Raw genomic sequence first — 24,327 nt, forward strand, 5'->3', positions numbered from 1 at the left:
CTCAGGCGACAAGCGCGGTGTGCACCTCGGCGTTCTTGGCGGCGATGGCCTCGTACGTGGCCAAGGCCTGCGCGACCACCTGGTCCATGTTGTAGTAGCGATACGTGGCCAAGCGCCCCACGAAATGCACACCCGGGGTGGCATCCGCAAGCGCCTGGTAACGCTGGAACAGCGCGGCGTTTTCGGGTCGCGGGATCGGGTAGTAAGGGTCGCCCTGCGCCGACGGATATTCGTAAGTGATGGCCGTGCGCGCATGCTGTTGGCCGGTCAGGTGCTTGTATTCCGTGACGCGGGTGTACGGCACATCTTCGGATGGGTAATTCACCACGCCCACCGGTTGATGCCATTCTTCATCCAGCGTTTCGTGGCGGAATTTCAAGGATCGATACGGTAGCGCACCGAAGCGGTAGCCGAAGTATTCGTCGATGGGGCCGGTGTAGATCAGGCCATCGAAGGTGAACGCGGCGCGGGCTTCTTGATAATCCAGCCCCAGGGCCAGCGATATGTTCGGATGGTCCAGCATGCGTTCGAACATGCGTGTGTAGCCGTGCAGCGGCATGCATTGATGGCGGTCGGTGAAGTAGCGGTCGTCGGTGGACAGGCGCGTGGGTACGCGGGCGGCCACGGAACGGTCCAGCTGTGACGGGTCCAGGCCCCACTGCTTGCGCGTGTAGCCGCGAAAGAAGGTCTCGTACAGTTCACGGCCAACTTGCGACACCACAAAATCTTCCGACGTGGCCACGTTGGCGATGGGTTCGGCCACCGACTTCAGGAAGCGCTCGGCCTCTTCGGCCGAAAAGCGCTTGCCGTACAGCTTTTCCAAGGTGGTCAGGTTGATCGGCATGGGGACCAGCCCCTTGGGCGTTTCCGCCAGCACGCGGTGTTCATAGCTGCGCCACGCCGTGAAGCGCGACAGGTATTCCAGCACCTTGGCGGAATTGGTGTGGAAGATGTGCGGGCCATAGCGGTGCAGCAGCAGGCCGGCATCGTTGAAGTAGTCATACGCGTTGCCGCCCACGTGCGGGCGCTTGTCCACCACCATCACGCGCTTGCCGCTGCCGCGCGCCAGCCGTTCGGCAAGCACGCTGCCGGCAAAGCCCGCGCCCACGATCATGTAATCGTAGTGCCGCACGGTGCCGGCCGACTTGACGGCGCGCGCGGGCTCGTGCGCCGCCGCGCGACGCGTTGCGCTGCTAGTGTAGGCGCGGTTCATCACGCGGCACATGCCGTCCCAGCTGGCGTCCCACGACATCCCGCGCAGCGCATGGTCAGCCTTGGCAAGCAGGAGCTCGGGGGTCTTGGTGGCCTGCAACGCGGCCGCGGCGGCGTTAACGAAGGCGGGCGCGTCCCGCGCGATGAACACCACGTCGGAACCGCCATAGGTGCGCACCACGTCGTTGATGGGCGTGGACACCACGGGTCGCCCCGCCGCCAGATATTCAGGCGTCTTGGTCGGGCTGATGAAGCGCGTGGATTCGTTCAGCGCAAACGGCATCAACGCAACGTCCCAGCCCGCCAGATAAGCAGGCAACTGGTCATACGAACGCGGTCCCAGGTAATGGATGTTGGCGGCTTGCGGCAATTCAGCGGGGTCTATCTTGACCACCGGGCCAATGAACACAAAATGCCAGTCGGGCGCCAAGGCCGCCACCTCGGCGACCAGACGCGTGTCGAAGCGTTCGTCCAGCACACCGTAAAAGCCCAGGCGCGGACCGGGTATTTCTTGCAAGTCGGCCGGAATTTGCGTGACGGCGCGCGCCTGCCCGAAGTGCGCGCCGTCCACGCTGCTGGGAAACGCGTGCACATTGGGATGCAGGCGGCTCTTGGATTCATACAGGCTGTGGCCGCCGCAAAACACCACGTCGGCGCGCGCCAGCAAGCGCTTTTCCATGTCGACCAATTCCGGCGGCGCGCCGCGAAATGCGGACAGCTCGTCCATGCAGTCGTACACGACGAGGCTGGCTTCGACCTGATCCGAGAACGGCAGGCTCATGGGCGTGTAGTACCAGAGCACCGGCCGTGTCACGCCGTCGGCCCAGAGCTTTTCCTGCAACAGCCGGCGGTGGCTTTCCACCCAGTTATCGCGCGCCAGGTGCGGGGTCAGCACGGTGACGCCGTCGCACTGGTTTTCCTCCAGCCAGCCATGCCGCGCGCTGTCCACCCAAACTGGCTCCTCAACGTAATAGACGGTGTGCGCGCGCGCAAACCGGGTCATCAGATGTTGGGGGCGCTGGAACACGAAGTTCCAACGCAAGTGCGAAAAGCAAACGACGGCGGGAGTATCGCGTGCCAGCCATGAGCTGCCCGACAAGGCGTCTTCAAGGTAGGTGCGTCCGGCTGCCGGCTGGTCGCCGGATCGAGAGTCGACAGTGCTGCTCATGGGGATACTCCAAGGGAGAAATAAGGGGCAATGGAAGCGCGCGACGGATGCCGCAATTGGCGTGCCGAAAACTTGCCGAATGCGGGGCCGGATCACGCGGTCTTGCGCAGGCGGGCCGGCTGCCTTGCCGCCTGTTCGGCGGCAGGCTTTTGAAGCGTCTTGCGGCGTCGTCGCGGGCACGCCAATTGCTCGCCTGCCGGACACGTTGAACCCCGCCAGGAGAGCTCCCATGCCCCAATCCCCAACAGACGGTTCCCGCAAGACCATCCCCGGCCAGCCCGACGTCAACGCTGGCGCGTTGCGGCCGTCGTCCAAACCCCAGGCATCGCGTGACATTCCGGATATTGACCATCCGCCCGCCGCGCGCAGCCACGAGGGCACGGGCTTTGACCGCGCCGAGGCCCAGGAAGAAACCGAGGCGCGCACCGGCACCTTGCCCGGCTCGAACGACACGCGCCCCGCGCCGCCGCGCGAGGAGTCGGAAGATGATCGTTGAAGCCTTTCAGCGCCCGGACGGCAAATGGAGCTTTCGCGGCATAGCCATGCTTGGCGTGCAGCAGGACGCCCGCGCCTATCCCAGCTGCGAAGCCGCCGTAGAAGCCGCCCGCACCGAATATCCGGACTACGCGGTGTCCATTGTTGAACCTGAATTCCAGGAGGCCCCCATGAAGCCCACGCAAGCAGAGAAAGCCACCAACCCGCCCACCGCTGGCAGCGGCGCGGTGGAGCCGTCCACCGAGGACCAGGTGGATATCGCCAACCGTGTGCAGGACGGCATCAAGCACGCCGATGACCATAGCGAGAAAGGCCGGCAGCCGGCCACCCGCGCGGGCGGCGTCAAGCCCATGGACGGCAACCCGAGCCCCGAGCGCGACACCGAAGGCGATACCTTCAAGCCGGCGGACGACACACCGGCGGTGTTGCCCAAACGTTCTGGCCCGGTCTCGCAATGAACGCGCCGCTGCGGGCCGGCCCGGCCGCCGCCCTGCCCCGCCGCCATCCGTGGGCGGGTTTTTTATTGGGCTTCGGCATGGGGGGCTTTTTCGACGGCATTCTGCTGCATCAGATATTGCAATGGCACCACCTTCTTTCCGGTCTGAACGCGGCATCCCTGGCTGATTTGCGCGTGCAAGTCGTGGCCGATGGCGTTTTCCACGCCCTGATGTATGCGGTGGCAGGGGCAGGCTTGTGGAGTCTGTACCGCTCGCGCGGTGCCGGCCTGCCGCCGCGCAAGCGTCTGCTGGCCGAGTTCCTGATCGGCTTTGGGGCATGGCATGTGATCGATGCCGTGTTGTCGCATTGGGTGGTGGGCCTGCATCGGCTGCGCATGGATGTGGCCGACCCCTTGCCCTGGGAGCTGGCGTGGCTGGTCCTGTTTGGGATCGTGCCGCTTCTGGCGGGGTGGGTGCTGCGGCGGCAAGGACCAGGCGCGGGGGGCGCGGGGGGCGCGGGCGGCGCCGCCGTGTCCGCGTTGCTGGCCGTGGTCATCACCACGGCGGCGGCCCTGAACCTGTATCCGGTGTCGTCGCCGGCCCAGGACACGTCGGTGGTGGTGTTGCGGCCGGGCGCCAGCGCGACGGGTTTGCTGGCCGCGCTGGACGGCACGGACGCCCGCGTGGTGTGGGCGGACCCGTCGGGCGGCGTATGGGTGTTGGCGGATGCGCCCGGCGCGACGCTGTTTTCCCTGTTTGGCGCGGGCGCGCTTTACGTCAGCGGCGCCAGCGCACCGGGCGGCTGCTCGGCGTGGATTGCGCCGCGCGACGGGCGGGCCTGATAGGCGCTACCCGGGACGGTGCTGCCGGGACGGCGCTGCCCCGACGGGCGCTGCCCGGGGCGGGCTCCTGGGGAAGCCGCTCCTGGGGAAGGTGCTCCCGGGAAGGTGCTCCCGGGGAAGGTGCTCCCGGGAAGGTGCTCCCGGGGCAGGTGCTCCCGGGAAGGTGCTCCCGTGGAAGGCGCTCCCGGGGAAGGCGCTCTTCTTTGGGCACGGCACTTGCTGTATAGGACCGCGGCCTGCGCCGCATTCCTTTGCAGACCCGCACGGCGTGGGCGGGACCCTTCCACACACGTCCTTGGATTACAGGATCGACCATGGCCTCCCCCACCTTGCCCTCCGTGCCGCAAGCCGCCCCGCTGCCGCTGGCCGGCGCCGCGACCTCGCTTCCGATCACGCCCGCGACTCGTTTGCCGCTTGCCGGTCCCGCAACCGGCTTCCGGCTGTCGCTAGGTATTTTGTTGGCCATCGTGTTCTGGATGGTGGCCGGCTCGCTCCTGGTGACGCTTTGGCTGGCGTCGCAGCGGCTGGCGTAGCCGGCCGGTCGCGCCCGCGCGCGCAGGGCGCCATCCGTTCAGGCCGCCATCTTTTTGCAGCTGTCGGCGCAGCGCCGGCAGGCTGCAACGCAGTCGTCCATGCCACCGACGCCTTCGCAGCTGTCCGCGCAAGCGGCGCATATTTCGGCGCACGCGCCGCAAACACGATCGTGTTGTTCGATGCCAATCAGCATCGTGTGCGCGGCCGTACGGCAGATTTCGGCGCAGGCCATCATCAGGCGGAAGTGTTCGGGTTCGACATGTTCGCCGCCCGCCTCCAGGCAGTGGTTGGACGCGGTTTGCAGGCAGTGCCGATAGCAGGCCAGGCAGTTGTCGATGCAGGCTTCCATTTCTTTGTTCACGGCGGTCATCGCTGATCTCCTTGCATATTTGTCCCGGGATGGGACCGCAAGGGCCGCAAACCGCATTCCTGCCGCGCTCGGCGCGCCGGTCAAGCGATGTCGGTCTTCGCCAAGGGGCCGTCGGTGGTCGCGGCCAGGCTGCGCAGCTGCTGGTAGGCCGCCTCCCATTGCGCCACCGACGCCCGCAACCGGCCCGTGGCTTCGGCCGTTGCCCCGCCCGTAGCGATTTCTTCACTGGCCAGCAAAATACGCTCGCGCAGCAGGCGGGCGGCGGACCAGATGGCATCGTCAACCTGCTCGGCCTGCGCGGCGTTCAGCGAGGCGGACGAGAATGCGTGGCCGGTGTGGCACCGATACCGGACCGGCACGCCCGTGTCCACGCGCCAGATTGCGCCGCCACATTCCGGGCAGGTCAGCCCCGCCTGCCGCCCGATGCGTTCGAGCACGGCCGCCGAGGACTGGCCCGTTTCCGTCATGCGCGACTCGGTGCGCAGCGTTTCGGACGGCCCGCCACCCGCCGCGCGAGGCGCCACTGTTGTGTTGATCGCTTTAGCCATCGCATTTCCAATTTGTTGAAGCGGCAGCACCTGCGCCGTGGGCACGGCCGCGATCGCGTTGGCAGGCATATCCTGCGCCACGCTGTCCTGCGGGTCCTGCACAATGGCAAAACCGCCACACGCGTGCACCGATTTCAGCCCGGCAGAGCCATCGTCCAGGCGCCCGGTCAGGACGATGCCCACGACGCGCGGCCCGTAATGCACGGCGGCTGAACGAAACAACGGGTCCGCCGCCGGCCGCGTGAAGTTTTCCTTCGGGCCACGCGTCAATACTGTGGCGTCATGCTGCAAAATCATGTGCCGGTCGGGCGGCGCGATATAGACGACGCCGGGCGCGAAGGGCTGGCCATCCTCGGCATGTTGCACCTGCCAGCGCGTACGGTTTTGCAGCAGGCTGGGCAGGACGCTGCGGTAGCCGTCCACATGCATCGCCACGAACACCGATGCGCGCAGGCCTGGGTCCAGATCGCCCAGCAAGACCTCCAGCGCGGCCAGGCCGCCCGTGGAGACCGCCACCACCACGATGTCTCGGTTTTGCATGATGCGTCGCCTTTGCTTTACATGGCGTCCGGCCTTTTTCAGCGGCCGAACATGTTGGTCTTGTGTCCGCCCGAGCCCGCCTTGCCGCCGGGAATCTGCCCGTCGGGCGCCGGGTTGGCCGATGAGCCCTTGACCGTGCCCTGCCCCTGCACCGGCTGCGACGGCGTGGTGCCCGGCGCGGCCTGCGGCACGGTGGGCGGCGGGCGCGACGGATCGCCTTTGGATGGTGCCGGTGCGCCGCTGTCCGGCGCGGGCCCCTGGGGCGCCGGCGTGCCGGCAGGCGGCGGGCCACCCTGCCCCGCCCGCCCCGCCGGGCCCCCGGCCGATTGCGCGAAGGTCACCGGCGCCCAGGCCAGGCCCGCCGCCAAAGCGAGGGCAAGCGCTGAGCGGCGAGCCCCATGCAAGCTATGCCCAGGATGTGTCATGGCGTGTTCTCCTTTAAGGCTTGCTACGCGAACCGGCGCCGCGATTGCGCTGGCTCTGCTGATCCTGGCCGGTGCCGATCTGCGTGACATGGCCTTCTTTCTTGCTGCGGTTCTGCGTGTCGCGGTGGCTGGCCTGCGCTTCGCGCGGGGTGTCGTCGGCGGTGGGGTTGGGCTTGTTGTCTTTGGATTTCATCGCGAATTCCTTTTGAAAAGTGGCGCTTGTCTTGCCGCAAGCTGCATTCCTGAAACCGCCGTCGTATAGCACCGTTACCGCACGGTTTTTTTCAGGGTGCGTCCCGCACAGGTATGCAGACTTTTCCGACCGGGACACTCAGTGATCCCCCGTGCTAACGTCGTCGAATATCATCCTGCTTTTCCCATTTTTGGAACGACATGACCCTTTCCAGTGCCGCTTTTGTTGTGGGTATCGGTGCTTCCGCCGGCGGCGTGGAGGCCCTGGAAGGTTTCTTTGCGGGCATTCCCAAAGAGCCCGACATGTCGTTCATCGTGGTGACGCATCTGGGCCCGGGCCGCGAAAGCCATCTGCCGGAGGTCATCGGCCGCCACACGTCGTTGCCGGTCAACGCCGCGGAAAACGACATGGCGATCGAGATGAACCAGGTCTATGTACTGGGGGCGGACGCCGACATCTCGATCAGCCAGGGCCGCATCAAGCTTGCCGCCACGTCCGGCCCGCGCGGCGGGCGGCGCCCCATCGATCAGTTCTTCATGTCGCTGGCACGCGATTATGGCCAGCGCGCGGTGGGCATTGTGCTGTCCGGCAGCGGCTCCGACGGCACCCTGGGCCTGAAGACCATCAAGGAATATGGCGGCATCACCATGGCCCAGGCCCCGAATGGCAACGGGCCGGCCTATGCCGAAATGCCCGACAGCGCCATCGGCGCCGGCATCATCGACTTTGCGCTGCCCGCAGTCGAAATGGGCACGCGCCTGCACATGCTTGACGCGGCGCCGCCCTCCCCGATCGGCCTGTTAACCGCCGACGAAGACGAAGCCATGCCCCCCGAAATGGAAAGGATCAAGTCGGACATCTATGCGATTTTGCTGACCCGCACGGGCCATGATTTCAGCGGTTACAAAAGCAAGACCTTCATGCGTCGCGTGCATCGCCGCATGAAGGTGAACCAGTCGGACTCGCTGGAGGCCTACCTGGCGTACCTGCGACAAACGCCCCAGGAAGCCGGCGCGCTGTTTCGTGACCTGTTGATCAGCGTGACCGACTTCTTCCGCGACCCCGAGGCGTTCGAGGCGCTGGCCAAGCTGGTGGTGCCGCAGCTGCTGGAAGGGCGCAGCGTTGGCGATACGGTCAGGGTGTGGGTCCCTGGCTGTGCCACCGGCGAAGAAGTCTATTCGCTGGCCATCCTGCTGCGCGAGCACATGGACAAGATGGAACTTCCTCCGCGCGTGCAGCTGTTCGCCACCGACATCGACGAGCGGGCGCTGAATATTGCGCGCACGGCCCGCTATCCGGGCACGCTGCTGGACAGCGTCAGCCCGGAACGCCGCGAGCGGTTCTTCATTGCCGATGGCGAAAGTCATCTGGTCAGCAAGCAGATCCGCGAACTGTGCATTTTTTCGCCGCACAGCGTTTTGCGCGACCCGCCCTTTTCGCGCATCGACCTGGTGTCGTGCCGCAATCTGTTGATCTATTTCGGCGGCACCATTCAGAAGCAGGTGTTCCCGACGTTCCATTACGCGCTGCGCAGCGGCGGCTATCTGTTCCTGGGCATGTCGGAAAACACGACACAGTTCTCCGATATGTTCGGCCCCGTGGACAAGAAGCATCGGATTTTCCAGCGGCGCAGCGACATCGCCGTACGCCCGCGCCCGCATTTCAACCTGCCATCGGCGGGGATGCCGTCGTCGCAGGACCTTCTGCATCGGCGCCTGCCGGCCAGTGCCACGGGGCTGCGCCAGTCCATCGATTCGCAGGTGCTGAACCAGCATGCGCCGCCCCACGTACTGGTCAACAAAGATGGCGACGTGGTGTATTACTCGGGCCGCACGGGCAAGTACCTGGAGGCGGCGGCGGGCGTGCCGACGCGCCAGATCCTGGCGCTGGCGCGCAAGGACCTGCGCCTGGACATGCGCGCGCTGCTCAACGACGCCATGTCCACCGGCGTGACGGCCACGCGCCATAACGTGGCCATCGAAGGCGACGACGGCCGCGTGCAGCTGCTGCGCCTGACGGTGGACCCGTTGCTGGAGAACCGCGAAGGCGAACCGCTGTACCTGGTGCTGTTCGCCGACGACGGCCCGCCCGTCAGCCGCGAAGAGGCCGACGCCTATCTGCACGCCGCGCACATCGGCGCGGCCGAACAGATTGAAAGCGAACTGCGCGAAACGCGCGACCGCCTGCAATCGACCATCGAGGAATACGAAACCGCGCTGGAAGAATTGAAGTCATCCAACGAAGAGCTGGTCTCGGTCAACGAAGAGTTGCAATCGTCCAACGAAGAGCTGGAAGCGTCCAAGGAAGAACTGGTGTCGCTCAACGAAGAGCTGCACACCGTGAATGCCGAATTGCAAGGCAAGGTCGACGAGCTGGACCGCAGCAACAGCGACCTGCACAACCTGTTTGCCAGCACCGCCTTCGCCACGCTGTTCCTGGACGGCAACCTGGTGATCCGCAGCTTCACGCCGCCCGTGTCAGACGTGTTCCGCATCCTGCCCAGCGACCGGGGTCGGCCCATTACCGACCTGGCCAGCCGCGTCCCGTTGCCCTCGTTCGCGCAAGACATCCAGCAGGTGTTTCGAACCCAGGAAGTGATCGAGCGCCGCATTGAAGGCGATGGCGACGCCAAGCACTACCTGCTGCGGCTGGCGCCTTACCGCGATGCCAACAACCGCGTGGACGGCGTGGTCGTCACCTTCATCGACATCACGCAGATCACGCAGGCCGAAAAGCGGCATCGCATCCTGATTGCCGAGCTGCAACACCGCACCCGCAACCTGCTGGCGCTGGTGCAGAGCATTGCGTATCGCACCCTGGGGCGTGGCGAGCCCTATGACCGGCTGGACAGCCGGCTGTCGGCGCTGAGCCGGGTGCAGGGCCTGCTAAGCGATGCGTCGCACGAGGCCGTGGATTTTGGCGAGATCGTGCGCCGCGAGCTGGACGCCGTGGGGCATGGGCAGCATGTGTCGGTGCAAGGCGAGCCCACGTTCGTCAGCGCGGAATGCAGCCAGTCACTGGCATTGGCGCTGCACGAACTGGGCACCAACGCGCTCAAGCATGGCGCCTTGAAATACGCCAGTGGGCAGTTGCAGGTGCAATGGCACACGCTGCCACAGGGAGACGGGCAGACGCTGGTTGTGGAATGGCACGAGTTCGGCCTGCCCACGCCACCTGATACGCGCCGCAAGGGCTATGGGCGCGAGCTTATCGAACAGGCACTGACGTTCACCCTGCAAGCGCGCACGTCGCTGGATTTCAGGGAAGACGGCCTGCGCTGCCGTATCGAAGTTCCATTACGACCGTCGACCAACTTTAAGATCGCGGCCAAGTAAAAGGATCACCATGACTGAAACTCTCCCACTGTCGGCTTGCAAGTTGCTGATCGTTGAAGACGAATACGTCATTGCGGAAACGCTGGCGGAAGCGCTGCGCGAAGTGGGCGCCGAGATCGTCGGCATGATTGGATGGCTGGACGAGGCGACGCGCTTTGCCGACACACACGCCGGGCAATTCAATTGCGCGGTGGTGGACATCAATTTGCACGGCACGCTGTCTTATCCGCTGATCGATGCGTTGACGGCGCAGGGCGTGCATGTGGTGCTGCTGACGGGGTTTGGTGTCGAGGCCCTTGAAGCGTGCTATCGCGAATTCCCCCGTTGCGAAAAGCCCTTTAACCAGGCCAGATTGATATCGATGCTGCTGTCCCGGTTCGGCCAGTAGCCTGACGCCGCCGCACGGCGGCACAACATTTGCTGCCCACCGCGAGTCCAACCTTGCGGAGGCGGTATGTTGAGTCAATGGATTTCTGGAACGCGCGCGCTCGCGGACCATCCCATCGCCCTGTGGCTGATCGCGGCGGCGGTCGCGGCCACCCTGTATTTGATATTGATCTTTGCGTTCCGCCTCGTGCGCACGCGGCTGGAGCGGCGCGCGGCGCAGCCCGGGCACGGCATGGCGGCGGGCGCGATCCGCGTCATGCAGCGCACCAGCTGGATCCTGCTGGCCATCTTCGCCTTGCTGATCGGCATCGACGTGGCGGGCGCGCCGTTCCCCTGGAGCGAAGGCGGTGCACAACATTTGTGGTTTGTGCTGATCGCGCTGCAACTGGCGCTATGGCTGGACCGCGCGGTGGACGTGGGCTTGAGCCACGCCCTGCACAATCGGGGCACCGTGACCGCAACCCTGCTCAGTTTTCTGCTGCGGGCGCTGGTGTGGGTGATCGCGCTGCTGGCCATGCTGGACAACCTGGGCGTGAACATCACCGCGCTGGTCGCCAGCCTGGGGATCGGTGGCGTGGCCGTGGCCTTGGCGGTGCAGACCATCTTGAGCGACCTGTTCGCGTCGATCTCCATCGGGTTGGACAAGCCCTTTGAAGCCGGCGACTTCATTGTGTTCGGGCAGGTGGCCGGCAGCATCGAGCACGTGGGGCTGAAAACCACGCGCATTCGCAGCCTGGGCGGCGAGCAGATCGTCTGCTCGAATACCGAGCTGCTCAAACAGACCATCCAAAACTACAAACGGATGCAACAACGGCGCATCGTGTTTTCAGTGCGCATTACGTACAAAACCGACGTGGAAAAAGTGGCCGCCGTGCCGGGCATCATTCGTTCGCAGATCGAGGGCCAGAGCGACACGCGCTTTGACCGCGCGCATCTGGCCCGATTTGGCGAGGGTGCGTTGGAGTTCGAAGCGGTCTATTACGTGCTGACGGCGGATTACAACCACTACATGGACATCCAGCAGGCGATCAACCTGGGGATCATGCGGCAGTTGCAGGCGGCGGGCATCGCGCTGGCATTGCCGGAACAGATTCTGCATATGCCGCGGGATGCGGCGGATGCGGCGCCGGCGGCGGAAGACGCGGCAGGGAATACGGCCGGGAATGCGGCCGGGAATGCGGCGGGAAATGCGGCGGGATCCTCGCCCGGCAAGGGCGGTGGGTCGGCGGGGGGACGCAACCCGGGTGGGAGTGCGCCGCCCGCGCCGTTACCGGCCTAGCGGCCTAGCGGCGTAGCGGCGTAGCGGCGTAGCGGCGTAGCCGCCAGGCCGGGCGGAAACGCCCGGCATCCTGGCCATTACAGGCCGCGCGTGCTGCGCAGCCATTGCTGGTCGGCGATATTGGCGTCACCCAAGCGGTCGATACCGGGGGTCTGCTGCGGGTCCAGGCCCGGCATCGGATTGGGCAGGGCATCGGGCGGCCAGCGCCCGTCCTTGTCCCGTTCCTGGCCCGGCGCGCGGCGGTCCGGATTCTCGGCGGGGGATTGGTCGGGCTGGCCCTGGTTGGGCTGCGGCGAGGTCGGCTTTTGCTGCAACGTCGACGGGATGTTCATGGCAGGCTCCTGGCGTTGGTGGGGCAACGGCCCCCATTGATGGGATGACGGAATGTCGGGATAACGCCATGCCGGAGCAACTGCCATGCCCGCAACGCCGCCGGGAACGCGGTTTGCTTGGGGGCACTCGCCTGGGGCGATGGCCATGACAAGGCGGCCCCCTTACCGGAGCGCAACGATGAACGCTATCGAACGAGTCGCGACATTCATGCAGGAAAACGACCTGACGCTGGTGACCGCCGAGTCCTGCACGGCGGGGCTGATTGCGGCCACCCTGGCCGACATTCCCGGCGCCGGCCAATTGCTGGACTGCGCCTTCGTCGTGTATTCCGTTGAGGCCAAGCAGCGTTGCCTGGGGGTGCCGCAGGCCACGCTGCGCTCGCACAATCTGACCAGCGAGGCCGTCGCGCGCGACATGGCGCTGGGCGCGGCGCGCAAAAGCCCCGCGAACGTGGCGGTGTCCAATACCGGCGTCACCGACGCCACCGACGACGAAATTCCCAGCGGCACGCAGTGCTACGCCTGGGTCTTCAAGAGGGGCAATGCCGACGCCCACCCCGTGGTGTTCACCGCCACCAAGCGTTTCTCGGGCGACCGCAACAGCATACGCAAGGCCAGCGCCGAATATGCCCTGCAAGGGGTGGTGGAACACTATCGGGCGCTGCAAGAAGGCGGGGGCCGTGCCGCAGGCGGGGGCCAGAATGCCTAGTACTGCCGCCCCCCCGAGTGCAAGATGATTTCGTTCAAAGCCGGTTCATAATCTTCAAGCGCTGCAAGGTGGGCAGCGCTACGCTCAGGGTTTCTTGGCGCTGGAACCGGGCTTGTTTCCAAGCCTGCCCCGACGCCCGCCCCCCCCCGTGGCACCTACCCGGAGTACAAGCCCATGAGCACCATCACCACCCCCGACGGCGTGCAGATTTTCTTCAAGGATTGGGGTCCCAAGACCGCCCAGCCCATCATGTTCCACCATGGCTGGCCCTTGTCCAGCGACGACTGGGACGCGCAAATGCTGTACTTCGTGAACAAGGGGTTTCGCGTCGTTGCGCACGACCGCCGTGGCCACGGCCGCTCAAGCCAGGTCAGCGACGGCCATGATATGGACCACTACGCCGCCGACGCGTCCGCCGTGGTCGAACACCTGGACCTGCGCAATACGGTGCACATCGGCCATTCGACGGGCGGTGGCGAAGTGGCGCGCTATGTCGCCAAATTCGGCCAGCCGCAAGGCCGCGTCGCCAAGGCCGTGCTGGTCAGCGCCGTGCCTCCGCTGATGCTCAAGACCGAATCCAACCCGGGCGGCCTGCCGATGGAAGTGTTCGACGGCTTCCGCGAAGCGCTTGCCGCCAACCGCGCCCAGTTCTACGTAGACGTGGCCTCGGGCCCGTTCTATGGCTTTAACCGTTCGGGCGCCAAGGTGTCGCAGGGCGTCATCAACAACTGGTGGCGCCAAGGCATGATCGGCGGCGCGCGTGCCCATTACGAAGGCATCAAGGCGTTTTCCGAAACCGACCAGACCGAAGACCTGAAGGCCATCACCGTGCCCACGCTGGTCATGCACGGCGACGACGACCAGATCGTGCCCATCGACGATGCCTCGCGCCTGTCGGTCAAACTGCTGAAAAACGGCACGTTGAAGGTGTATCAAGGCTTGCCGCACGGCATGTTGACGACCCACGCCGACATCATCAATCCGGACCTACTGGCCTTTATCAAGGGCTGATTTGCCGCGTGTACCCGGGAAGGGGCGGCGCAAATCGCCCCTTTTCAGAATATTCCGACACACGCATATGGCAATGGCCTATATACTCGCCTATTGCCGACAGCAGATTGGGCGCCAAACGCGCAAAAACTGCACCGCTTCGACGCTCGAATCAGCCCGGTAATCATCTCTGTCCGGGGTCCGAAGCCTGCTTTAGGGTGGGCTAGCCGCAGTAAGCCGCAACGTCGGCGCGCTGCCCGGGCACGATCCACACCGTACGCTTCGTCGCGGCACCGCTTGAACATTCTCTTCCCAAAGCGCTGTCATCTCCTCCATTGCCTCGCCCGCGCACGCCGAAAGGCCTACGCCTAGCGGGGCCTTTCGTCCAAGAAGAACCGACATGAACGCCGTGCCGCAAGACAAACTCATTACCGCCCTGGACCACGCCCGACTGTTGGGCATGATCACCCGCCCCGCCACCGCCGCGACCCTGTCGCGCGATGCCGTCGATGCCGCGCAGGAATTGCTGGACTCCGCGCCCATCATCGCCATCGAGGAAGTCACGCCCGACATCATCACGATGCGTTCGCGCGTGCGCCTGCTGAACGACAAGGGCGATGAAATGGTTGTCACGCTGTGCTATCCGGCCGATGCCAACCTGGCGCAGGGCCAGGTGTCGGTGATGTCGCCGCTGGGCCTGAGCCTGATCGGCTCGCGCACCGGCCAGCTGGTCACGTGGACGGCGCCGAACCAGACCGAGCATTCGGCCAGCATCGAAGAAATTCTGTACCAGCCCGAAGCGGCTGGCGACACCACGGCCTGATGCAACGCGGGCGGTGTCATACCCCCCCCGCATTGGCAAGGCGCTGAAGTTTTCAGCGCCTTTTTTTCGCGGTGATTTTCAGGCCGAATATTTAGGCCGAATATTTAGGCCAAATATTCAGGCCGAATATTCAGGCCGAATCTTCGGGCCGGGTTTTTGCCCGGATCGCGTGATGGCGCCGGCTACACGTCGAAGAACACCGTTTCGTACGGCCCCTGCATATGGACGTCGAATCGGTAGATAAGCTCGCCACCCCGCTCGTCCTTGCGCGCCAGCAGGCTGTGGCGCCGCGCGGCATACACGGAATTTAAGACCGCGTCCTCTGCATTCGCCTCGGCCTCGTCCTGGAAGTACACGCGCGTGAACACGTGCAGCAACAGCCCGCGCATGGTCACAATCATGTCGATGTGCGGCGCCTCGCCGTCTGCCTGCGACGCCGGCTTGACCGTGTGAAACGCGTAGCGGTTGCCCAGGTCGGTGCCCGTGCCGCAACGCCCGAAGCCCCGAAACCCCATGGCCGATGCCTCGTACACATTGCGCGGATACCGGCCCTGCCCGTCCACGTGCGAGATTTCCACCAGCGCGTCCGACACCGGCATGCCATCGCCGTCCAGCACACGGCCTTCCAGGCGCATGCGCGTACCGCGCGCCTCGTCGTCCGCCAGCACGGTGTCAAAGGGCTGATCGAAGTCGTAGCCGTACTGCGCCGCCGTCAAGCCGTACGCGAAATACGGGCCGACCGTCTGCGATGGCGTCTGCCCAAAATTGTCTTGCAAGCCTTGCATCAACATGACCCCTCCTTAGCCGTTTTCAAACGGCGTGCAACGCGCCCCGCGCAGCACGATGTCGAACTGATATCCCAACGCAAAACCTTCTTCGGTCAGGCCCACGCTGAAGTCCGCGATCAGCCGGCTGCGCGCCGCTTCCGGCGTACCGTTCAGCATCGGGTCGAAGGCATGCAACGGGTCGCCCGGAAAGTACATTTGCGTGACCAGCCGTGTACCGAAGTGCTGGCCGAAAAGGGATAGATGAATATGCTGCGGGCGCCAGGCGTTGGGATGGTTGCCCCAGGGATAGGCGCCCGGCTTGATCGTCAAGAAGCGGTATCGCCCGTCCGCATCGGTCAGGCAGCGGCCCGCGCCCAGGAAGTTCGGGTCCAGCGGCGCGTCGTGGCGGTCGGCCTTGTGCACATAGCGGCCGGCCGCATTGGCCTGCCAGATTTCGATCAGCGTGTGCGGCACCGGCCGCCCAAGATCGTCCACTACCCGGCCGGCCAACACCATGCGTTCGCCGATGGGTTCGCCATTGCGGCGCGCATTGCGCGTCAGGTCGTGGTCCAGCCTGCCCACACTGTCGTCGCCAAAGACCGGCCGGCGCATTTCGCCCAACGCCGCGGCCAGGGGCACGAGCGGTAGAGTCGGGCCGCGCAATTGCGTCGAACGATAGTCCTCGTAGAGATAGGCCGGATGGCTGGCCCAGTCGCGCGGCGACAGGCCCGCGGGTGGGCGCGAGCTTGACGCCAATGAGGGTCGCGATGACGGGCGCCGCGGCTGCGGCGGGACAGGAGCGGTTTCGGATGAGGTCATGGGTGTCTCTCGGTCGGAATATCAGATTGGCGTGCCTGGATCAGGCGCACCAGGCCCAGCAACAGGGCGGTGTGGGGCACCGGCACGCCCGCCGCGCGCGCCCGCGCCACCACTTCGCCGTTGATAGTTTCAATTTCGGTAGGCCTGCCCGCCAGCACGTCCTGCAACATCGACGGCTTGTGGCCGCGATGATGCGCAATGGCATGCGCGACGCTGGCATGGCAGGCCGCCGCGTCGGCGTCGACGCCACTTGCGCGCGCCACGGCGACCACCTCGGACACCACGGTGCGCGCCAGCATCGGGCCGTCAGCCACGTTGGCCAACTGACCGACCGCGCAGCCCGAGACGGCGCACAGGCTGTTAAGCGCGGCGTTGAAGGCCACCTTTTCCCAGATCGCCTTCCAGACGTTGGGGTCGACTTCGCATTGCAAACCGGCGTCATTGAGCACTGTCGCGATGTGCATGACGTCGGCGTCTACGTTGCCGTCGCCTTCACCATCCCCGCCGCTACCGCGCGCCGGCCACATGCGGATCACGCCGCCGCCATGCGATCTGACGTGGCCGGGCCCCGCCAGATCGGCCGGCCACGTTGTCATGCCGACCAGGATGCGCGCCGGGTCCACATGGCGCGAAACCGCCTCCAGGTTGCCCAACCCGTTCTGCAAGGTCAGCACCCGCGCAGGTGCGCGCAGCAGCGGCGCCACGCTGCGTAGCGCGGCGTCGGTATGCAGGCTTTTGGTGAAGAGGATCAACAGGTCCGGCGGCTGCCGGTGGTGCTCGGGCCGCGCCACCGTCATGCCATGGATGCGCCTGTCGCCCTGGTCGGTCTCCAGCCGCAAACCGCTGCGGCGTATCGCCTCCAGATGGGCGTCGTCGATATCCAGCAACGTCACCTGCCGGCCGCTCTCGGCCAGCAACCCGCCAAACAGGCAACCCATGGCGCCCGCGCCCAGCATCGCGATGTTCATCGTGTGCCCCCCACGACGGCAACGGTGCGCAGCGGCGGCGCCGCGCGCCTGCCGGGGATATGCCGGCGCACCATCAGCAACGCAATCAGCGCAAACACCATGACCGTGCCCAACAACAGCAGGTAGCCCTGCGCGCCGCCCAGCGTGATGACGGTTGCGCCGACGAAGGCGCTAAGGATGGCGCCAAGACGCCCGAAAGCCAGCGCCCCCGCCGTGCCGGTGGCGCGCACGCCGGTGGCATAGACGTACGCGCACAGCGCATACATGGTGGATTGCACGGCATTGACGAACAGCCCGTGAACGCCGAAGCCGAACACCAGCAAGGAAGAGCTTTGCCGCACGTCGACCATCAGCATCAGGAAGGCGCTGCCCAGCGCGCCCACGCAGCAGATGGCAAGCGGCCAACGCGAGCCCCAGCGCGTCATGGCGACGGCGCACACCAGCGCCCCGATCACGCCTCCCAGGTTGTAGGCGGTCAGCCCGGACGCGGCCACCGCCAGCGGCAAGCCTTCCGAGGTCAGCATCGTGGGCAACCAGCTGAACGCGCTGTACACCGCCGTCAGGCACATGAAGAAGGCCACCCAGATGGCGATGGTGTCGGCGCCGTAGCCCTTCGAGAACAAGGCCCGCACGCCACGCTGCGGCTGGGCGCCCGGCTGTTCAAGCGCCTGCTCGACGGCGTCCGTGTAGTGCACGCCTTGCGGCATGGGCCGGCCCATGCGGCCCAGCAACGCGCCCAACTCGTTCCAGCGCTCGGGTCGGCGCGCCAGGAATCGGGGCGATTCGGGCAACGTGGCCATCAAGGCAAAGCCCAGGGCGATAGGCAGCGATCCGCCGATGAAGAAGGAAGCGCGCCACCCATACAAAGGCAGGACATACGCCGAGAACAGGCCCGCCAGCATCCCGCCCAACGGCACGCAGACGATGGTGGCCGTGACTGCCAGCGTGCGGCGGCGCGCGGGCGTGAATTCGGCGGTAACCGTCGTGGAACTGGGCAGCGCGCCGCCGATGCCCAGGCCGGCAATGAAGCGCAGCACGGCCACGGTCAGGGCATCGGGCGCCAGCCCGATGGCGCACGTGGCCGTGCCAAACACAAACACGCTGACGATGACGGCCATGCGGCGGCCGTAGCGGTCGGCGAACAGGCCGGCGGATGCGCTGCCGATCCCCATGCCGATCAGGCCGGATGCCACGGCGGGCGCGAAGGCCTCGCGCGTGATGCCCCATTCCTGGATCATCATCGGAATCGCAAAGCCGATCAGTTGGCCATCAAACCCGTCCATGACGATGGACAAGGCGGCAAGCATCACCACAAACTTCTGCATGGACGTGAAGGGGCCGTTGTCCAGCAGGTCGCCGACGTCGGCGCTGCCGGGGTCGGCGCTACCGGGGTCGACGTTACCGGGGTCGACGTTACGGCGGTCGGGCGGCGCGGCGCGAACCGCCGCGTTCTGGGCACTACGAGTCATGCTGGTTCTCCTTTGCGGAAATAGCCCGCGTTCAGTCCCAGGGCGGCGCCATGGGCAGCCCCACATAGTTTTCCGCCAGCGTGGTGCACGCGGCGCGTGATTGGGTCAGGTAGTCGAGTTCGGCGTCTTGCAGCTTGCGGTCAAAGGCGTCCGCGTCGGGATAACGGTGCAGCAACGCCGTCATCCATTTTGAAAACCGCTGCGCGCGCCAAACGCGGCGCAAGGCGTCAGCGCTGTAGGTGTCCAGCAGGTCGTCTTTGCCATGCCGATAGAAACGAGTCAGCGCGCGCGACAGCAGGCACACGTCGGACACGGCCAGGTTCAGGCCCTTGGCGCCAGTTGGCGGCACCACATGGGCGGCGTCGCCCGCCAGAAACAGGCGGCCGTGCCGCATGGGCTCGGTCACCCTGCTGCGCATGCCGATGACGGTCTTGTCGATGATGGGGCCTTCCTTGGGCGCCCAGCCGTCTGGCGTGGCCAGGCGGGCGCGCAGCGTGGCCCAGATGCGGTCATCGGACCAGTCGCAGGGGGCGTCGCGCGGATCGCATTGCAGGTACATGCGTTGCACCTCGCGCGACCGGGTGCTGACCAGCGCAAAGCCGTCGGCGCCCAAGGCGTAGATCAGCTCGTCGGAAGACGGCGGCGCCTGGCACAAGATGCCCAGCCAGCCGAACGGGTAGCGGTGCTCAAGGGTGTGCAAGGCCTGGGGGGCGATGGCGGCGCGGCTGACGCCATGCGTGCCGTCGCAGCCCACGACAAAATCCGCGCGCAGCGAGAGGGGGACGCCGCCCTCATCGCGGAACCGAACCACGGGTCCGGATGACGCCGTGGTGTATGGGGCGCGGGGCACATCGTTGGCATGGGCGACGTCGTGCAGCGTGACGTCGGTGACGTTGAAGCGCACGTCGCCCCCCGCCGCCAACCGCGCATCGAGCAAGTCGTTGATGACTTCGTGCTGCGCGTAGACCATGACCGCGCGCCCGCCCGTCAGGTCGACAAAGTCGATACGGCGGTCAACGCCGCCCACCCGCAACACCGTGCCTTCGTGCCGAAAGCCTTCGCTGCGCAGCCGCCCGCCCAAGCCGACTTCGGTCAACACGTCGACCGTGCCCTGCTCCAGCACACCCGCGCGCACGGTGGCGCGGATGGACGCCTGGCCACGGCATTCCAGCACCACGGAATCGACACCCTGCAAGTGCAACAACTGCGACAGCATCAGCCCGGCCGGGCCGGCCCCGATGATGGCTACCTGAGTACGCATACATGGTCCTTTGGCAAAGGGAAGGCGGAAAGGAAGGTGGAGTGGGAGGCGAAGTGGAAGGCGAAGCCAACGCCGAGAGCAACGCCCGCCCCGCGTCAAAACGCGTAGTCACGTGGCGTGGTCTGCACCGTGAGCCAGCGCAGGTCGGTAAAGGCGTCGATGCCGGCCCTGCCGCCAAAGCGCCCCATGCCGCTTTCCTTCATGCCGCCGAACGGCATCTGGGCCTCGTCGTGGACGGTGGCCCCGTTGACGTGGCAAATGCCGGATTCAATCCGACGCGCCACGGCGATGGCGCGCCCCACGTCGCGCCCGAACACCGCCGACGCCAGCCCGTATTCGTTGTCGTTGGCGCAGGCCACGGCTTCTTCCACGCCGCTGACGCGCACGATGCCCGTGACCGGCCCGAAGGCCTCTTCTCGGTACAGCCGCATGCTGGGCGTCACGTGGTCGATCAGGGTGGCCGGCATCAAGGTGGTGTTGGACTTGCCGCCTGCCACCAACCGGCCGCCTTGCGCCAGCGCGTCGTCGATCAGGGCATTGCACAGCTTGACTGCGTTCATGTCGACCACGGCGCCCAGCGCCACGGCGGCTTCGCGCGGATCCCCCAGCGGCAGCCCGGCTGCGCGGTCGGCCAGCTTTTGCACGAAGGCGTCGGCCACCGTGCGGTCGACGATGATGCGTTCGGTGGCCATGCAGGTCTGCCCGGAATTGGCAAAGGCGCCGAACACGGCGGCGCGCGCGGCCGCGTCCAGGTCGGCGTCATCGAGCACCACGAAAGGCGCCTTGCCGCCAAGCTCAAGAACGACAGGTTTCAGATGGTTTGCGCACGCCGAGGCGATACGCCTGCCTACCTGCGTGGACCCCATGAAGCTGACGCGCCGCACCGACGGGTGCGCCACCATGGCCTCGACGACGGTGGCCGCGTCGGCCGGCGCGTTTGTGATGAAGTTCAGCACGCCTCGCGGAAAGCCCACCGCTTGCAGCGTGTGCATGACCAGCCCATGCGTGGCCGGGCACAAGCCGCTGCCCTTGAGCACAACGGTATTGCCACAAGCCAGCGGCGTGGCGATGGCGCGCACGGCAAGAATGACCGGCGCGTTCCAGGCCGCGATGCCCAGCACCACGCCCGCCGGCTGGCGCACGGCCAGCGCCAGGTTGCCCGGCACATCGGACGGGATGACTTCGCCGCTGACCTGGGTGGTCAGCGCGGCTGCCTCCAGCAGCACGCTGACGGCAAGTTGGACATTGAACCGTGCCCAGCCGGCCGAGGCGCCGGTTTCAAGCGCCATGATGTCGGCAAACGCTTGCGCCCGGGCCTGGATGGCTTCTGCCGCGCGCATGAGCAGTTGGCGCCGTTCACCCGGGCCGGTGGCCGACCAGGACGGAAATGCGGCCGACGCGGCTTGCACGGCGGCCACGGCGTCCTGCACGCTGGCCGCGGGCGCCAGCGAGGCAATGCTGCCGTCCAGCGGACTGTGGCGCTTGAACGTCAGGCCGTCGCGCGCGCCGGTGGCGTCGCCGTTGATCAATAGGGATACCTGCGCGGGAGAAACCTGCACGGGAACCTGCACGGGGAATACCTGCATGGCGCTGTGGCCTCCTTGGGGATACGACTTGCCGCGAGTTGGGGTCCGACGTCAGGTTCCAGGAACCTGGGGTCCGGAGTCAGACTCCGGAAACCCCGCGGACAGGATTCAGGACACCCGCACTTCAACCAGCGTGGGGCTGCCGCTGGCCATGGCGTCGGCCAGTACCGCACCCAGACGCGCGGCGTCCGACACGCGCACGCCGCCGCAGCCCAGCCCCCGGGCCAGCGCAACGAAGTCAATGCCGGGCAGTTCGGTGCCCATGACCTTGTCGTGCGGCCCGAAGCCGAATGCCGGCGCAAAGTCTTGCAGCGCGGCATAGCGGCGGTTGTTGAGAATGACGAAGGTGATCGGCAGCTTGTGCTGCGCGGCGCTCCAGAGCGCTTGTATCGAGTACAGGCTGGAACCGTCGCCGATCAGCGCGATGACACGCCGGTCGGGCTTGCCCAGCGCCACGCCCACCGCTGCGGGCATGCCATACCCCAGGCCGCCGCTGTCCATGGTGTAGAAGGTTTGCGAGCGCACGTGCGGCAGATAGTGCTGCATGACGGGTCGGGCGCTGGGGGCTTCTTCCACGACGATGTCGGACGGGTCGCGCATGGCGGCCAGCGTCTGCAGCACGAAGGCGGTGGACATCGGCGAAGACGGACCGGGCGCGGGACTGGCGGCGCGCCGCGCGGGCAAGGGCCGCATGATGGGCGCGGGCCGCGCCAGCAGATCGCGCAGGCACAGGCGGATACTGCCCACGGCTGCCAGCCCCGCCGGCGCCCACGCCGCCGTGTCCGGGTCGTCGGTCAGCAGGCAAAGCTCGGCGCCGTCGGGCACGTGCGGCCCGGCGCCGTCGACGTGATAGGTAAAGGCGGGCGCCCCCACCACCAGGATCAGATCGTGCCCTTGCAGGCGGGCGACGATGCCCTCGCGCGCAGCGGGCAAAAACCCGGCGAAGAGGCGATGCCGTTCCGGGAAGCTGCAACGGCCCGACATGGGCGCGGCCCACACGCGCGCGCTGTGCAATTCGGCCAGCGCCACGATTTCGTTCCAGGCGCCGTCGCGGTCCACGGCAGCGCCCACGACCATGGCGCGGCGTCGGCAGGCGTCCAGCAAGGCGCCGATGCGCCCGATGGCCTCGGGCTGCGGGCGCAGTTCAGTGCTGACGCCGCGATGCGCCAACGGCGGCGAAGGCGCGTCCCAGTCGTCTACGGGCACGGACACCAGCACAGGCCCACGCGGCGGCATCATGGCCAGGTAGTAGGCGCGCGCGATGGCCAGCGGCACGTCTTGCGCGCGCGCGGGCTCGGTGCTCCATTTGACGTAAGGCCGGGGCAACTCGGTGGCATTGCTGGAAGACAGGAAGGGGTCGAAGGGCAGGATGCCGCGCGCCTGCTGACCGGCGACCACCACCATGGGCGTACGGTTCTTGTATGCCGTGAACAGGTTGCCCATGGCGTTGCCGACCCCGGCCGCCGAATGCAGGTTGACCATCGACGCATTGCGCGTGGCTTGCGCATAACCGTCGGCCATGCCTACCACCGTGGCTTCCTGCAAGCCCAGCACATAGCGGAAATCATCGGGAAACCCGCGAAACATGGGCAGCTCGGTTGACCCCGGGTTGGCGAATACCGACGTCATGCCGACGCGGCGCATCAGGTCGTAGACGGCGTCGCGCACGGTGGGCGGCTGCGGGGGCGGGACCAGGTCGGACTCGCTACCAGAGGCGTTCAGCGCGCCTAAAAGGCCAAAAACGGGTCCGTTCATAGCTTGGGTCCTTGTGGTGAGGTGGCGGGGTTGACGAGGCGCCGGGCTGGGCCTGGGCACGGTCAACAGCGATGGCAGAGTGTCGCCCCCCCTAGCAGACTTGAGAATTGATATATCGAGACAAAGTCATTACGCTTTGGCATGCCATTCGACCTACACCAATTGGCGGCATTCAACGCGGTCGTAGCCGCCGGCAGCCTCGGACGTGCCGCCGACGCCATGCATGTCACGCAGTCCGCACTAAGCCGCATCGTGCGCCGCCTGGAAGGCCAGGTCGGCGCTCCACTATTCGAACGTCATTCCAAGGGCATGCAGCTGACCGATATCGGGCTGACGCTGTTGCCGCATTCCACCGCGCTGCTGCGCGATGCCGAAAGCGCCAAAGAGGAAATCCGTGCGCTGCTGGGGCTGGCCAAGGGCACCATCCGGGTCGGCACGGTGGGCAGCATTGCGTGCCTGATTCTTCCCACCGCGCTGACCCGAACCTGCAATCGCTGGCCCACGTTGCAGGTGCAGGTGGTGGAAGGCGTATGGGATCGCCTGGCCAGCGCGCTGCTATCGCGCGAGATCGACCTGGCGCTGGGCGCGCATACCGACGACACGGACGAAATTGTCTCGGTGCCGGACTGCCGTTGGGAAGACACGAGCTACGTGGTGGCCAGCACCAGCCACCCGCTGCGCTCCCGCCCCGGCCTCAGCCTGGCCGATACGCTGGCGTACAAGTGGGCGATCCTGCCGCGCGGCACCGAGCCCTTCGAACACATGAACCAGCTATTCACGCGGCACAGATTGTCCATGCCGGACGTCACGGTTGAAACGCGTTCCATCACGGTGCTGAAGAATCTGATTGCCCATTCGGAATTTTTGGGATGGATGCCAGAACCGATGTATCACGCCGAACTGCGCGCGGGCCTGCTTGACCGGCTGCCGATTCCCGGCGCGTCCGACACGCGCATGCTGACGGCGTTTCGGCGCACGCAAGGGCTGCTGCCCCTGCCCGCCGCGAAGCTGCTGAACGAACTGCGTCAATTGACCAACGGCGTGCCGCTGCGGTAAGCGGCCGGGCGATACCGCTCGCGCCAC

General features: G+C 66.3%; 24 protein-coding genes. 11 read left to right on the plus strand and 13 right to left on the minus strand.

The window, feature by feature from the left end:
• Window position 1 precedes the first annotated feature (1 nt).
• On the minus strand, window positions 2-2,380 hold the full coding sequence (gene glf, locus AC6LJY_RS12985; protein ID WP_498136107.1) for a UDP-galactopyranose mutase: 2,379 nt from the start codon (window positions 2,378-2,380) through the stop codon (window positions 2-4).
• 229 nt (window positions 2,381-2,609) lie between these two features.
• On the opposite strand from glf, the gene AC6LJY_RS12990 reads away from it, so the two are divergent.
• The 4 genes from AC6LJY_RS12990 (at window position 2,610) to AC6LJY_RS13005 (ending at window position 4,687) form a co-directional block, all read left to right on the plus strand.
• A complete protein-coding gene (locus AC6LJY_RS12990; RefSeq protein WP_046807130.1) occupies window positions 2,610-2,876 on the plus strand; it encodes a hypothetical protein in 267 nt (88 codons plus the stop codon).
• Window positions 2,866-3,333, plus strand: coding sequence for a hypothetical protein (locus tag AC6LJY_RS12995; protein WP_498136108.1), 468 nt, complete (start codon window positions 2,866-2,868; stop codon window positions 3,331-3,333). Before AC6LJY_RS12990 ends, AC6LJY_RS12995 begins: the two co-directional genes overlap by 11 nt.
• A complete protein-coding gene (locus AC6LJY_RS13000; RefSeq protein ID WP_498136109.1) occupies window positions 3,330-4,154 on the plus strand; it encodes a DUF2243 domain-containing protein in 825 nt (274 codons plus the stop codon). The genes AC6LJY_RS12995 and AC6LJY_RS13000 overlap by 4 nt, the downstream gene beginning before the upstream one ends.
• 314 nt (window positions 4,155-4,468) lie before the next feature.
• Window positions 4,469-4,687, plus strand: coding sequence for a hypothetical protein (locus AC6LJY_RS13005; RefSeq protein ID WP_046807128.1), 219 nt, complete (start codon window positions 4,469-4,471; stop codon window positions 4,685-4,687).
• Window positions 4,688-4,725: 38 nt separating this feature from the next.
• Here AC6LJY_RS13005 and AC6LJY_RS13010 read toward each other — a convergent pair whose 3' ends face one another.
• The 4 genes from AC6LJY_RS13010 to AC6LJY_RS13025 form a co-directional block, all read right to left on the minus strand.
• Window positions 4,726-5,058 carry a four-helix bundle copper-binding protein gene (locus AC6LJY_RS13010; protein ID WP_046807127.1) on the minus strand — a complete coding sequence of 111 codons (333 nt, stop codon included), beginning with the start codon at window positions 5,056-5,058 and terminating at the stop codon, window positions 4,726-4,728.
• An 80-nt stretch (window positions 5,059-5,138) separates the two neighbouring features.
• Window positions 5,139-6,146, minus strand: coding sequence for a chemotaxis protein CheB (locus AC6LJY_RS13015; protein ID WP_498136110.1), 1,008 nt, complete (start codon window positions 6,144-6,146; stop codon window positions 5,139-5,141).
• A 38-nt stretch (window positions 6,147-6,184) separates the two neighbouring features.
• Window positions 6,185-6,571, minus strand: coding sequence for a hypothetical protein (locus AC6LJY_RS13020; RefSeq protein ID WP_498136111.1), 387 nt, complete (start codon window positions 6,569-6,571; stop codon window positions 6,185-6,187).
• Window positions 6,572-6,584: 13 nt separating this feature from the next.
• The gene (locus AC6LJY_RS13025; RefSeq protein WP_104144168.1) at window positions 6,585-6,764 is read right to left on the minus strand and encodes a hypothetical protein; all 180 of its coding nucleotides are present in this window, start codon (window positions 6,762-6,764) and stop codon (window positions 6,585-6,587) included.
• 200 nt (window positions 6,765-6,964) lie between these two features.
• On the opposite strand from AC6LJY_RS13025, the gene AC6LJY_RS13030 reads away from it, so the two are divergent.
• The 3 genes from AC6LJY_RS13030 (at window position 6,965) to AC6LJY_RS13040 (ending at window position 11,765) form a co-directional block, all read left to right on the plus strand.
• On the plus strand, window positions 6,965-10,099 hold the full coding sequence (locus tag AC6LJY_RS13030; RefSeq protein WP_498136112.1) for a CheR family methyltransferase: 3,135 nt from the start codon (window positions 6,965-6,967) through the stop codon (window positions 10,097-10,099).
• Between the two features lie 10 nt (window positions 10,100-10,109).
• Window positions 10,110-10,487, plus strand: a complete 378-nt coding sequence (locus AC6LJY_RS13035) for a response regulator (protein ID WP_046807122.1) — start codon at window positions 10,110-10,112, stop codon at window positions 10,485-10,487.
• 66 nt (window positions 10,488-10,553) lie between these two features.
• The gene (locus AC6LJY_RS13040) at window positions 10,554-11,765 is read left to right on the plus strand and encodes a mechanosensitive ion channel domain-containing protein (RefSeq protein ID WP_314364072.1); all 1,212 of its coding nucleotides are present in this window, start codon (window positions 10,554-10,556) and stop codon (window positions 11,763-11,765) included.
• A gap of 77 nt (window positions 11,766-11,842) precedes the next feature.
• On the opposite strand, the gene AC6LJY_RS13045 is transcribed toward AC6LJY_RS13040, so the two are convergent.
• Window positions 11,843-12,097, minus strand: a complete 255-nt coding sequence (locus AC6LJY_RS13045) for a hypothetical protein (protein ID WP_046807121.1) — start codon at window positions 12,095-12,097, stop codon at window positions 11,843-11,845.
• Between the two features lie 178 nt (window positions 12,098-12,275).
• On the opposite strand from AC6LJY_RS13045, the gene AC6LJY_RS13050 reads away from it, so the two are divergent.
• The 3 genes from AC6LJY_RS13050 (at window position 12,276) to AC6LJY_RS13060 (ending at window position 14,619) form a co-directional block, all read left to right on the plus strand.
• Window positions 12,276-12,806: a nicotinamide-nucleotide amidohydrolase family protein gene (locus tag AC6LJY_RS13050; protein ID WP_314364073.1), complete on the plus strand. Its 531-nt coding sequence runs from the start codon at window positions 12,276-12,278 to the stop codon at window positions 12,804-12,806.
• A 174-nt stretch (window positions 12,807-12,980) separates the two neighbouring features.
• Window positions 12,981-13,817: an alpha/beta fold hydrolase gene (locus AC6LJY_RS13055; protein WP_314364074.1), complete on the plus strand. Its 837-nt coding sequence runs from the start codon at window positions 12,981-12,983 to the stop codon at window positions 13,815-13,817.
• Between the two features lie 379 nt (window positions 13,818-14,196).
• Complete coding sequence (locus tag AC6LJY_RS13060) at window positions 14,197-14,619, plus strand: GreA/GreB family elongation factor (protein ID WP_046807288.1); 423 nt, start codon at window positions 14,197-14,199, stop codon at window positions 14,617-14,619.
• A 182-nt stretch (window positions 14,620-14,801) separates the two neighbouring features.
• Here the strand turns inward: AC6LJY_RS13060 and pcaG are convergent, their stop codons facing one another.
• The 7 genes from pcaG to mdlC all read right to left on the minus strand — a co-directional run bounded on the left by pcaG (window position 14,802) and on the right by mdlC (window position 23,244).
• Window positions 14,802-15,410 (minus strand): protocatechuate 3,4-dioxygenase subunit alpha, encoded by a 609-nt coding sequence (pcaG, locus tag AC6LJY_RS13065; protein ID WP_314364075.1) that lies wholly within the window; start codon window positions 15,408-15,410, stop codon window positions 14,802-14,804.
• Between the two features lie 9 nt (window positions 15,411-15,419).
• Window positions 15,420-16,205, minus strand: a complete 786-nt coding sequence (pcaH, locus tag AC6LJY_RS13070; RefSeq protein ID WP_314364076.1) for a protocatechuate 3,4-dioxygenase subunit beta — start codon at window positions 16,203-16,205, stop codon at window positions 15,420-15,422.
• Entirely contained in the window at window positions 16,202-17,173 is a 972-nt protein-coding gene (locus AC6LJY_RS13075) for a ketopantoate reductase family protein (protein ID WP_498136113.1), read from the minus strand. Before AC6LJY_RS13075 ends, pcaH begins: the two co-directional genes overlap by 4 nt.
• Window positions 17,170-18,642: an MFS transporter gene (locus AC6LJY_RS13080; RefSeq protein WP_498136114.1), complete on the minus strand. Its 1,473-nt coding sequence runs from the start codon at window positions 18,640-18,642 to the stop codon at window positions 17,170-17,172. The genes AC6LJY_RS13075 and AC6LJY_RS13080 overlap by 4 nt, the downstream gene beginning before the upstream one ends.
• A 31-nt stretch (window positions 18,643-18,673) precedes the next feature.
• Window positions 18,674-19,903, minus strand: a complete 1,230-nt coding sequence (locus tag AC6LJY_RS13085) for a 4-hydroxybenzoate 3-monooxygenase (RefSeq protein WP_498136115.1) — start codon at window positions 19,901-19,903, stop codon at window positions 18,674-18,676.
• Window positions 19,904-19,998: 95 nt separating this feature from the next.
• On the minus strand, window positions 19,999-21,489 hold the full coding sequence (locus AC6LJY_RS13090; protein ID WP_498136116.1) for an aldehyde dehydrogenase family protein: 1,491 nt from the start codon (window positions 21,487-21,489) through the stop codon (window positions 19,999-20,001).
• Window positions 21,490-21,597: 108 nt separating this feature from the next.
• The gene (gene mdlC, locus AC6LJY_RS13095; RefSeq protein ID WP_498136117.1) at window positions 21,598-23,244 is read right to left on the minus strand and encodes a benzoylformate decarboxylase; all 1,647 of its coding nucleotides are present in this window, start codon (window positions 23,242-23,244) and stop codon (window positions 21,598-21,600) included.
• A gap of 141 nt (window positions 23,245-23,385) precedes the next feature.
• Here mdlC and AC6LJY_RS13100 point away from each other — a divergent pair, with 141 nt between their 5' ends.
• Entirely contained in the window at window positions 23,386-24,300 is a 915-nt protein-coding gene (locus AC6LJY_RS13100) for a LysR family transcriptional regulator (RefSeq protein WP_046807282.1), read from the plus strand.
• Window positions 24,301-24,327 lie beyond the last annotated feature (27 nt).

Source organism: Achromobacter sp. RT286_PF, assembly GCF_059760425.1.